General features: G+C 43.2%; 10 protein-coding genes. 1 reads left to right on the top strand and 9 read right to left on the bottom strand.

Translation table 11 applies throughout. From position 1 onward, the window contains the following. Positions 1-201 precede the first annotated feature (201 nt). From gcvH to I6L24_RS11910, 9 genes are all read right to left on the bottom strand, one after another. Positions 202-576 carry a glycine cleavage system protein GcvH gene (gene gcvH, locus I6L24_RS11950; RefSeq protein WP_004280423.1) on the bottom strand — a complete coding sequence of 125 codons (375 nt, stop codon included), beginning with the start codon at positions 574-576 and terminating at the stop codon, positions 202-204. A gap of 82 nt (positions 577-658) precedes the next feature. Further along, complete coding sequence (locus tag I6L24_RS11945) at positions 659-1,687, bottom strand: AraC family transcriptional regulator (RefSeq protein WP_004280421.1); 1,029 nt, start codon at positions 1,685-1,687, stop codon at positions 659-661. Between the two features lie 449 nt (positions 1,688-2,136). Continuing rightward, positions 2,137-3,990: an ABC transporter ATP-binding protein gene (locus I6L24_RS11940; RefSeq protein WP_216986066.1), complete on the bottom strand. Its 1,854-nt coding sequence runs from the start codon at positions 3,988-3,990 to the stop codon at positions 2,137-2,139. A 226-nt stretch (positions 3,991-4,216) separates the two neighbouring features. Continuing rightward, positions 4,217-5,491, bottom strand: coding sequence for a mechanosensitive ion channel family protein (locus I6L24_RS11935; RefSeq protein ID WP_005266301.1), 1,275 nt, complete (start codon positions 5,489-5,491; stop codon positions 4,217-4,219). A gap of 165 nt (positions 5,492-5,656) precedes the next feature. Further along, on the bottom strand, positions 5,657-6,193 hold the full coding sequence (locus tag I6L24_RS11930; RefSeq protein ID WP_216986065.1) for a DUF2058 domain-containing protein: 537 nt from the start codon (positions 6,191-6,193) through the stop codon (positions 5,657-5,659). 24 nt (positions 6,194-6,217) lie between these two features. Next, entirely contained in the window at positions 6,218-6,883 is a 666-nt protein-coding gene (locus I6L24_RS11925; RefSeq protein WP_216986064.1) for a YoaK family protein, read from the bottom strand. A 42-nt stretch (positions 6,884-6,925) separates the two neighbouring features. Continuing rightward, positions 6,926-8,122, bottom strand: a complete 1,197-nt coding sequence (gene sstT / locus I6L24_RS11920) for a serine/threonine transporter SstT (RefSeq protein WP_216986063.1) — start codon at positions 8,120-8,122, stop codon at positions 6,926-6,928. Positions 8,123-8,449: 327 nt separating this feature from the next. Beyond that, the gene (locus I6L24_RS11915) at positions 8,450-10,198 is read right to left on the bottom strand and encodes a SulP family inorganic anion transporter (RefSeq protein ID WP_216986062.1); all 1,749 of its coding nucleotides are present in this window, start codon (positions 10,196-10,198) and stop codon (positions 8,450-8,452) included. A 216-nt stretch (positions 10,199-10,414) separates the two neighbouring features. Then, a complete protein-coding gene (locus I6L24_RS11910) occupies positions 10,415-10,732 on the bottom strand; it encodes an ArsR/SmtB family transcription factor (protein WP_004280410.1) in 318 nt (105 codons plus the stop codon). A 281-nt stretch (positions 10,733-11,013) separates the two neighbouring features. Between I6L24_RS11910 and cysK the strand changes: the two genes are divergently transcribed. Further along, entirely contained in the window at positions 11,014-12,012 is a 999-nt protein-coding gene (cysK, locus tag I6L24_RS11905; protein WP_005262834.1) for a cysteine synthase A, read from the top strand. Positions 12,013-12,087: the final 75 nt, after the last annotated feature.

Raw genomic sequence — 12,087 nt, 5'->3', positions numbered from 1 at the left:
GCATGGGAAATTATTGTTATAAATAAGCGCGACCTATTCAGGAGCGAAATGGATATGAGCAAGACTTTAGGAAAAATAAGTGAAAAATACAATGATATTTCATGATAAATGCATGAAATTTAATTTGAACTGGGAAATACAACGATTAATCTTTAATAAAAAAATCAGCCCGGAGGCTGATTATCTGAATCTTAGACCAGTTTAGAGGCCAGCTTCATATTCTGTATTGGAAAGCAGCTTTTCGACATCTGCCATATTGTCTGGCTTGATTTTATAAATCCAGCCTTTGCCATATGGGTCGTCATTAATGAAATCAGGATCATCTTCAAGATCAGGATTGATTTCAACTACCACACCAGACACCGGCGCATGAATATCAGAAGCTGTTTTTACTGATTCAACCACGCCAGCTTGTTCGCCCGCAGTGATATGTGAATCAAGATCTGGTGCTTCGACATAGACCAAATCGCCTAACGCATCCTGTGCATGATCGGAAATACCGGTCACAACAAGATCACCCTCAATGCGGACCCATTCATGTGTACTTGCGTACTTTAATTCTGCAGGATGATTCATTGATAACTCCTTAAAAATCTTAAGATCATTTTTGACATGTTTTATACATTCTTTTTAAGAAAAACAAAAGGCTTATGCTCCTTTATAAATAAGGATCTTTGCGCCAGTTGCTCGGGCTGCGGCCACTCCAGCGTTTAAACGCCCGGCTAAAATTGGCGACATCACTATAACCCAGTTCATCGGCAATCTGTTCCAGAGTGAAATCTGTCCGGGACAATAATGAGGTGGCATGCCGGTAACGAACTTCATCGACTAGGGTAGAAAAGGAGGTGCCTTCGGCGGCGAGTTGACGTTTTAAGGTGCGGTCAGACATGTGTAAGCGATCTGCCACACTTTCAATACTCAGATAATGCTGCTCGGCATGGGTCAAGATATCTCGGACGCGCATCGCAATCCGATGCCGTTCGCCCAAGGCAGAAAGTTCCGTTTCACACTGGTTAATCGCAATCTGGCTGGCAATCGGATCGGCGTGCACCAGCTTATTCATCAGGTAACTTTTATCAAAGCTCAGAATTAAATGCGGTTGTTCAAAACGGAACTGATGCGTTGGAAACTTCGCCATAAAGCGTTCAAAACCTTCCGGCTTCTTAAAATCGAAGTCGATTTCTCCCGTGGCATCGGTAACGCCTGTAATGGCTTTGGCCATACTGATCAGACCAATCATCAAGGCAATGGAAATTTCGGTGCGCAGCGGTTCAAGCTGAATATCGGTTTGCAGCTGTACCGTGGCTTTAGCACCAAAAGTCGAGAAAAACAGTTGCAGGAAGGGTAAACGAAGTTGAATAAATCGGTTCGCCAGTACCAGCGCATCGGTAATATTATTCGCCGTCATAATCGCATAGCCAATAAAGCCATGAATCGAGATCCGCATCTGTGTGCCGAGATGATAACCCAAGGTCGGCTCTCCGGTCAGTTTCAGGGCATATTTGACCAGTTCGTTGGCAACAGGGGTTGGAATACGAAAATCAGGATCTGCCAACTGTTCACTGGTCAGGCTAAAAGGTTGGAAAAGCGATTCATTGTTATAACCCCAGCGGGAAATGACATCGAGAAGCAGGAGACCGTAAACACCTGGAATTCCTTGGTCTTGGCGTGGAGCAATTGTTTTCATGCGCGATCCGTTGCACTCATTCAAATTTTTTTATTTATAAATAGATATTGGCATGAAGCCGCCAAATTTTTCATTAAAATTGTTGGACAAAATTTTGGCGATTGTGACTCTGCCACTGGCAGATTAGCCTGAATTCAGCATTAAAATCAATTTAAACCACATAATTTTATTGATGAAATTAAAATTATTTTATTGAACCGGACACATCTCTGCATTGGCTGACTAAGGACAAGGAAATTGCTTAAGCATTGAATAGGACTTCTTCAGAGAGCTTTCAGAACTAGAGAGTTATGTCATTTCATTAAAATACCAGATAGATGGCAACTTGCTGTTCATCTGTAGAGAAAATTTTAAAAAGAGAGGTCTGGCAAAGTTTTCCTTTTTCCAGACCTGTTCAATATTAAGGACGAGCAAATGATCAGAAGTTTTGAAATCTTCTACAGATCATATTATTCATGATCTTTTGATGCTTTGACCTGTTGCTGAATCAGCATGCCACCAGTTTGACGCTGCCAAAGCTGGGCATAGATGCCATTTAATGCCACCAGTTCATCATGCGTGCCTTGCTCGGCAATTCGACCTTGATCCAGCACAATCAGACGATCCATCTGGGCAATGGTAGACAGGCGATGCGCAATGGCAATCACGGTTTTACCTTGCATCAAGTCGTCCAGACTGTTTTGAATAGCGGCTTCGACTTCAGAATCCAGCGCACTGGTGGCTTCATCCAGAATCAGAATCGGCGCATCTTTCAGGAATACACGTGCAATTGCAATTCGCTGACGCTGTCCGCCGGAAAGTTTCACGCCACGTTCACCGACATAGGCTTCATAGCCTTTTTTGCCACGCAAATCCGTCAGATTGGGAATAAACTCTTCCGCTTTGGCTTTACGCACAGCTTCAAACATCTCTTCATCAGTCGCATCCGGACGACCATATTTAATGTTTTCCGCGACCGTGCGATGTAGCAGCGAGGTATCTTGAGTCACTAATGCAATGTTCTTGCGCAAACTGTCCTGAGTGACCTCATCAATATCCTGACCATCGATTAAGATACGACCCTGATTGATATGATAAAAATGCAGCAACAGTTGAATCAAGGTAGATTTCCCGGCACCTGAACGGCCGACAATACCAATCTTTTCGCCTGGGCGAATGGTCAGATTAAACTGATCAATCACGTTTTTATCATTATAGGCAAAGCTGACATTTTCGAATTTGATTTCACCATGATTGAGCTGTAGCTCTTTGGCACCCGGTTTATCTTCAATGGCAATTTTTCGGCCTAAAGTTTTCATACCATCCTGAATGGTACCGACATTTTCAAACAGGGCAGAGGTCTGCCACATCATAAATTCGGCAATACTGTTCAGTTTCAGCACCATTGCCGTAGTTGCGGCAATAATGCCCAGCTCGGCCTGTCCTTCCATCCACAACCAGATCGCGGTACCCAGTACGCCGCCATATAACACTACACTCAGCAGTAAAATACTGATTTCGTATTGCGCACCCAGACGCATCTGTTTATATACCGTTACCATAAATTCCTGCATCGAAGTTTTGGCATACTGGCTTTCACGACCAGCATGGGCAAACAGCTTCACGGTCTGGATATTGGTATAGGCATCTGTGATACGCCCGGTCATGACCGCACGGGCATCTGCCTGAGCATTGGAAATTTTGCTCAAACGAGGAATAAAGTAACAAGCTGCACAGATGAACAAGGCTAGCCAGACCATCAATGGAATGATCAGCAAGGGTGAAATTGCACCCAAAACAATATTGATGGTGATGAAATAAATCAGCACATAAGCCAGCATGTCACCCAGAATCACCCAGAATTCGCGTACTGCCAGAGCGGTTTGCATGACTTTGGCCGATAATCGTCCGGCAAAATCATTGTGGAAAAAATCCAGGCTTTGTTTCATCAGCAGATTATGAAAGCGCCAGCGTAAACGCATGGGAAAGTTGCTATACAGAATCTGATGCTTGATCAGGGATTGGGCGCTGGCGAAAAAAATATTGGCCAGAAGAACAATACTCAGTAAGGTTAAATTACTGGCATGCTGTTCCAGAAAAGTATCGGGCTGGCTTTTACTGAGCCAGTTCACCAGCTCACCAATTTTTGAATACAGAAAAGCTTCGAAGCTGGCAGCACCGGCGGTACACAGCACCAGAATCAGTAAATAACGGCGGACGCCATAGGCTGCCTGCCAGACAAATGGAAAAAACTTGGTCGGTAAAGGTTGATTTAGGTTTTTGGTGGGATAGGGGTCAACCAGTCTTTCAAGCCATCGAAACATTATCGTACTCTTATCATGCATTTTGCTTTTCGGGAATTATAAAGGATTCTGTTTTTTTAAGCCCGTAATTGGGTGAAATTGCCACAAAATGATTCACTCAATTAAAACTTAGATTATAAAAATTAAACTAAAGCCAGATTTATGCCAGTCAGGATTTAAACAGATGATGAAATAAAAAAGCCTGAAATGCAGCAGCATTTCAGGCTTGAGATTGGATGACTTGTGTTTAAGTAATAATGGAAGACGGTTGAGTAAATGCTTCCTTTAAATCAAGACCTGAAGGCGCTTGATACACCTTTAAACCAAATTCCGGAATAATCGCCAGCAGATGATCCATGATATCCGACTGGATATTTTCATACTCCACCCAGGCGGTGGTATTGGTAAAGGCATAAATCTCTAGCGGTAAACCCTCACTGGTTGGCTGCAATTGGCGCACCATCAGGGAATGATTTTTACTAATGCCCGAATGCTGTTGCAGATAAAACTCTACATAAGCACGAAAGGTTCCTAAATTGGTAAGACGGCGCTGGTTATATTGCGAATGATGGCTCAGTTGCAGGTTAAATTGTTCCAGTTCCTCTGATTTGGTATTCAGGTATTGATCCAGCAAAATAAAATTTTTCAGCTTATTCTGTTCTTCAGCCGACATAAAATGTACGCTGCTTTGATCAATATGAATCGAGCGCTTGATCCGGCGCGCACCGGCTTCCTGCATACCACGCCAGTTTTTAAAGGTATCCGTCACCAGTTTATTGGTCGGAATCGTGGTCACTGTTTTATCAAAGTTCTGTACCGTAATGGTATGTAATGACATATCAATGACATCGCCATCCGCGTTCAGCGAGGGCATTTCGATCCAGTCGCCAATACGCACCATGTCATAGGATGAAATCTGAACCGACGCCACCAGCGACAAAATGGTATTTTGAAAGACCAGCATCAACACCGCGGCCATGGCACCGAAGCCAGCCAGCAAGGTAAAGACATCCTTTTTCAGGAAAGTGCCGAGAATCATCAGGCCACAGACAATAAAGATAATCAGCTTGACCAGCTGCAAATAACCTTTAATCGGTTTGTTACGTGACTTGGGATTACGCTGATAGACCAGGTTAAAAATATTCAGTAATTCACCAAGAGCTAAGGCAATCGTCAGGAAAATAAAAGCCTGTGCCCCCATTTGCACAAAGGACTCAACCTTGTCAGATAAATGCGGTACTGTGGTAATCCCGTTCATGATCACTACTGCCGGAACAATATTGGCAATCCGGCGAATCACGCTATGCTCAGCAAAAATCTGATTATTGGCAAAAGGCATTCTGGAAATCAGTTGACGTATTCCGCGTACCACAATCTGTTTGGCAAATAGATTGGCAAGAATCGCCAGTAAAATCACAATACTCAGTGAAGATAGCATTTCCAGCCATGGGTACTGATTTGCCCATTCTTGAATATTCCGAATAAAATTAAACTGTTCCAAACGATCTTTCTCTTCAATCAAAAATTTAGATCAAGTTTATAGGTTTGGATCAGATTTTTTAATATTGGATAACTTTTTAAAACATATCTATTGGTGCAAATCGTTCAATAAAAGTGCCTACAACTAAAAAACCGGCGAATTCGCCGGTTTCTGATCTTCAAGATTTCAGTAATGATATCGCGATGCTTACCACATCAAATCATCAGGAATAACATAAGCAGCATATGGATCTTCTTCATCGGTGGTTTCTTCATTTTTCTCTGAATTATTCACAATAATAAAGCCCTGCATTTTCGCATTGATACGATCTGCCAGAGCTTTAGGCAAGAAAGCATAGCTGTCATTTTCACGGGCAATCACCAGACTGCCTGCCACCAGCGCATTATAGATTTGCTGATTTAAATAGACTTTCTTGATTTTACTGTCATCAATAAACTGATACACCGCATCGCCATCAGTATCACGGATTTTGTGCTGATTGATCATTTGCATAATTGCAGCTTTCAGCTCTTTTTCCTGCAACTGGGCTTTTTTCTCTTGCTCAATGGCCTGGTCTTTGGCCATTTTTTGCTGTTTGTCTTGTTCAATCTTGGCCTTGATTTGAGCCTCAGTGCTGTCACCGGTGCGTTTTTCATGCACAGCCTGTTTAGACAGTTTTTTGGCTTTTTTATTATCGACCAATCCTGCCTTTAACAATTGTGCCTGCAATGCATTTTTAACCATGAGAATGTCCAGATATTAGTCGTGTTAATGTCGATAACGTAAATAAATCACCCAATAGATGAGACTGAGAACCAGACTCAGTACTGCCGGGATCAGGAATGCATTTAATTTTAAATAAGGATATAGCCAGCTGGCAAGAATGCCACCGCTTAAAAAACCGAGCAAAATAAGCAGATGCAGAACCACGCGCCGTGATTCTACCTCTAAACCGCGCAAACGGTAACCCATTGCCAAGCCGAGGTCGGTCAGTACGCCAGATAAATGCGTGGTGCGAATGATGGCACCTTTATAGTGGCTAACCATGGCATTTTGCACACCCATGGCAACACAGGCCCATAACAAGGCGTAGCGCGGGAAATAGGGCAATAATAACCAGCAGATCAAAATAAAAATAGCCACCAGGCTTAAAGGGTAACCATAAAGCTGCCCCAGGCGAAAGTGACTATTTCCAAGAATGAGCCCGCTATAGGATGAACCAATGACATAGCAGAGTGTGACCAAAAAGAGATACAACATCTGTTCTGGTTGCCAGTTCAGCAGGGCCATAGCCAGCATGCTGACATTGCCGGTCATATGTGAAACAGACTGGTGCAGTACCGTCACCAGACCCAAGACGTTAATCATGCCGGCATTGACCGCAAGAAAAAACGCCCCTAATTGTACCCAGGTAGGTAAACGCTGTAATGGCATAACAACATCATTGGCTAAACATATTGATTAATCAATATAAAATCAATTTGATGCGCGGTCTACTGCTGCAGTAAATAAAACATCAGTCGATGAGTTTAGCGCGGTTTCAGTAGAATCCTGCAATACGCTGATGACCATACCAATGGCGACCACTTGCATGGCGATATCCGAAGAAATACCAAACAGGCCACATGCAACTGGAATCAATAGTAATGAACCGCCTGCAACACCTGAAGCGCCACATGCCGAAACGGTTGCCACCACAGAAAGAATGAGCATAGTGCTGAAATCGACGCTAATCCCCAAAGTATTTACAGCCGCCAATGACAATACAGTAATGGTCACAGAAGCACCTGCCATGTTGATCGTAGCACCCAAAGGAATTGCGATACTTGAAGTTGATTCCTTGACGCCCAGACGTTTTGCCAAGTCCAGATTGACTGGAATATTGGCTGCCGAACTACGGGTAAAGAAAGCGGTAATGCCACTTTCGCGCAAGCAAGTGAATACCAGTGGATACGGGTTGTTGCGTGTCATTAAGGCAACCAGAAGCGGATTAATTACCAGTGCAACGAAAACCATCGTTCCGAGCAACACAGCAAGTAAATGTACGTAACTGGTCAGCGTGTCCAGACCAGATTCAGCAAAAGTCACCGCAACCAGACCAAAAATACCCACAGGTGCAAAGCTGATCACTAAACGAATCACATAGTTCACTGCAAAGGCCGCATCATTTAAAAGCGTTTTGGTACTATCAGATGCATGACGGAAGGCAATACCCAAGGCCACTGCCCAAGCCAGAATACCAATAAAGTTTGCTTCAGCAATCGCAACGACCGGATTGGTAACAAAACTGAGCAGTAAATTCTTCAGGATTTCTACCAGACTGCCAGGTGGCTGTAAGTCAGCTTGTGCAGCGATATCCAGAAACAGCGTACTTGGAAATAAGATACTCGCAACCACGGCGCTCAGTGCAGCAAGGAACATACCCACTGCATACATGATCATAATCGGTTTGATGGGGGTGTTGGATTGACCCACCTTAAAATTCGCGATAGAAGCTAACACTAAAATGAAAACCAGAATCGGTGCAACAGACTTCAAGGCTTTAATAAACAGGTCGCCCAATAGGCTTAATGAGGGAGTAGCTTCGGGAAATACCACAGCCACACCCACACCTAAAATAATGGCGATGATGATTCGAGAGACTAAGCTCATGCGCATAAGGGCAGAAAACATAAGGTTGCCTTGTGAAAATTACGAGGGCTAAATTTGGGAAAAAGTTGCGCTATTTTATACTTAATTTAAACAAGGCTTAAAATATATTTTTATATAAAAACCAAGATATTGATATTATTGATTTATTCTAAAATTAATTGCTTTAAAACATTGCTTATATTGAAGAAAAACTTCTTAAAATGATGAATAAATCACCACTTTTAAAATTGTATTCATGAAATAAATATCAAAGTTAAATAGATAAATTCAAATTATATTTGAAAATTTAAGAAGTTAGAACTTATGACAGGTTGGAATTTCCGGCCATAAGTTCAAGTATCTGCTGTCTTAAATTGTATAATCTTTATGCTGCTCAAAGATCTCTGGCGCCAGGTCCTGAATCGCCTGAAAATGGGTCAGATAAATGCGCCCGCTCAAATGCGTCATCAATTTAGAAGCTTGCAGCTTGTCTATGACCGGACCTTTGACTTCGGCAAAATGCAGACGAATATCCAGTTTGGCCAGTTCCGCATTTAAATCTTCCAGCATTTCCAGGGCACTCAGATCAATCGCACTGATGCTGGAACAGTTGATAATCACATGTTGTAGCTGGTCATTCAGGCTGATCTCATTGATCAGATAACCTTTGAAGCTATTGGCATTCAGAAACGTCAGATTCTCATCAATCCGTAGTGACAGCACCCGGTCGGAGGTACTGACCTGATGCCGCTGAATATTACGAAAATGCTGGGTTCCTTCGACCAGACCGACAACTGCAATATGCGGACGGCTGATTCGCCATAACATCAGCACAAAGGTCGAGACGATTCCAATAATCAAACCGGTGGAAATATCAATCAGGACCACGCCCAGAAAAGTAATCCACATGGCAAGGCCATCTGCCTTGGAATAGCGCCAGGCATCAAAAAATGGCTGGAGATTAACCAGCTTCCAGATGGAAACAATAATCGTCGCGGCCAGAATGGTCAGCGGCAGATCTTCAAAAAATCCGGTAAAGAACAGACTCACGAAAATAATCAGAATCGAGGATAAAACACCGGCCATAGGTGATTTGGCACCGGCATCGGCGTTTACTACAGTCCGTGACAGGCTGCCCGTGACAGGAAAAGCTGAACTCACGCCTGCACTGATATTGGCCAGACCGAGTGCGATCAGCTCCTGATTACTGTTTAAATGACTGCGTTGCTGTAAGGCTGTCGCTTGAGCAATCGACAAGGATTCCACAAAGCTGATCATGGCGATCATGCTGGCACCCGGTAACAAGGTCATGACCAGTTCCCAGTTCCAGTGAGGAAAGGACAAGGGCGGGAAACCGGATGGGATTGCACCGACCGTTTTAATGCCCTGAAGCTTTAAATCCAGAAATACAATTGCTGCAATGCCGAGACACACCAGAATCAGGGGCACCGCACGGACTAAAAAATCTGTAGAGCCGATCCGGCTTTGTACAGCCTGAGATTTTAATAACTGGGGCAGATAGATCAGTAGACCGATAGAGAGCAGGCCGAAAATCAGGCTCGGCACGTGCAGTAGCGGGAAATATTGCAGCAGACTGCTGGCGAACTCCGGAATGTTATTGGCTTTTAAGGGAAGATCGACCAAAAACTTTAACTGTCCAAAAGCAATCAATAAGGCAGAGGCAATAATAAAGCTTTGGATCACCGGATGACTAATCAACTGGATCATAAAACCAAAACGAAATAATCCCAAAAGCAGGGAAATAATGCCGACCATCAGTGCCAATAGGGTCGCAGCTTCGATATAGACCGGTGAGCCGACTTCAAAAAGTGGATTGAGCGTAGCAAAAGTCATCATGGAAATGATGGCCACGGGGCCAATCGATAAAGTCGAACTCCCACCGAGCAGGGCATAAATGATCATCGGCAGGATGCTGGCATATAAGCCCATGATCGGCGGCAATCCTGCCAGCATGGCATAGGCCATCCCTTGAGGCACCAGCATCGCCACCACAATCAGGGCAGCCAGCACATCAGACTTAAATTTGACCGGCGTGTAGTGGCTTAACCATGCCCAGGCAGGCAGTCTATGCAGAAGTTTAGACTTGGAATTTTGCATAAAAAGGTCTAAATCACAAATATAGATATATTATGCACAAATTCTGCTAAGAAGTCTTAGCTGATCTAGATTCTTGATGAATCATGTTTAAAATGAAACATCTGGGTCAGTCGCAGATCATTTAAAAAACTCTATGATCGTGATCTTAGTGGTGTAGAACGACCTCAATAAGAGTTTAAAGAAACTTATCTTGATCACTGAAAAAAGAAAGATTCTTTATTTAGCTGGATTGCCACAATACAATTGATAAAGGGTATTTAAGACCACAATCAAATTTTGATCTTTAATTGAATAATAAATCTGTTTGCCGTCGCGCCGGGTATCTACCACATCGCTTTTGCGCAACATCATGAGCTGTTGGGAAAGTGTCGGCTGTTTAATCTCAGTTATTTCCTCAATTTCTGAAACATTCAGTTCCGCTTGAGACAGATGACATAAAATAAGAAGACGGTCGGTATTGGCCAGAGATTTTAAAATGCCGACGACCTGTTCTGCTGAATCGCGCATAGTCGTGATTTCAAAATCGGTTTTCATTCAATATGTCCATTATAAAGTTACAGCCCGCTAATTATACGGGTCTTAGCCCGTAATACCTTGCTAAAAACAGTTAAGTTTTATGGTTTTTAATGAATTGAATTATCAATTAAAATTATATTTTAAATATTGATAGATAAGATAAATTTATTGCATAGTGTAGAAAGTATTTTAGTTCACATTCGTGCAATGAAGTGCAAGTTTCATCAAACATCTACAAAGCAAAAAAATGCTTGTATGATGTTTAAGCGACTTGAACCAATAACATTAGGGATATCATCATGAGTACAGATTCAGCTTTTCCAACACCGAATAATTTAGGTATAGCGGTTTATAGTAATAATGCAGACGCGATTGGAAATACACCGCTTGTTCGTATTAATCGTGTGATTTCCGGTCCAGCCACTGTACTTGCGAAAATTGAAAGCCGTAATCCGGCCTTTTCAGTCAAATGTCGTATTGGTGCAGCATTAATTAACGATGCAGAAAAATCTGGCAAGCTCAAACCCGGCATGCATATTGTCGAGCCAACCAGCGGCAATACCGGTATTGCATTGGCTTTTGTTGCGGCAGCCAAAGGTTATGACATTACTTTGACCATGCCTTCAAGTATGAGTATCGAACGCCGTAAGGTGGTGAAAGCATTGGGTGCCAATCTGGTTTTGACTGATCCGGCCAAAGGCATGAAGGGCGCGATTGAAGAAGCACAACGTCTAGTCAATGAAAATCCTGAACTATACTACCTGCCACAACAGTTTGAAAATCCGGCCAATCCTAAAATTCATGAAGAAACTACAGGCCCAGAAATCTGGGAAGCGACTGCGGGCAATGTCGATATTCTGGTCGCAGGTGTCGGAACGGGTGGAACTATTACCGGTATTTCACGTTACTTTGAAAAAGTAAAAAATAAGCCTTTATATTCAGTGGCGGTGGAACCCGCTGAGTCTGCGATTATTGGTCAGGCCAAACGCGGTGAAGACATTACACCTGGACCACACAAAATTCAGGGGATTGGTGCCAACTTCATTCCGGGCAATCTGGACCTAGACCTCGTTGATGAAGTGATTGCCATTAATAGCACAGATGCAGTCGAGTGGGCACGTAAAACGGCAGCTCAGGAAGGTATCCTGGTCGGCATTTCAAGTGGCGCGGCTATGGCAGCAGCGGCACAATTGGCGGCTCGCCCTGAAAATGCCGGTAAAAATATTGTGGTGATTTTGCCAGACGGTGGTGAACGTTACCTGTCTTCGATCTTATTTGAAGATATTTCTGCCGAATAACATTGATGCATTTTATATTTTAAATACTGCCATACAAGCCCGAAGTCATCTTCGGGCTTTTTATTGGGTGGTTTT

Source organism: Acinetobacter lwoffii (assembly GCF_019048525.1).
GTDB lineage: Bacteria > Pseudomonadota > Gammaproteobacteria > Pseudomonadales > Moraxellaceae > Acinetobacter > Acinetobacter lwoffii_K.
The sequence above is the reverse complement of the archived record's forward strand: the minus strand, read 5'-3'. Positions and strand labels throughout refer to the sequence as shown.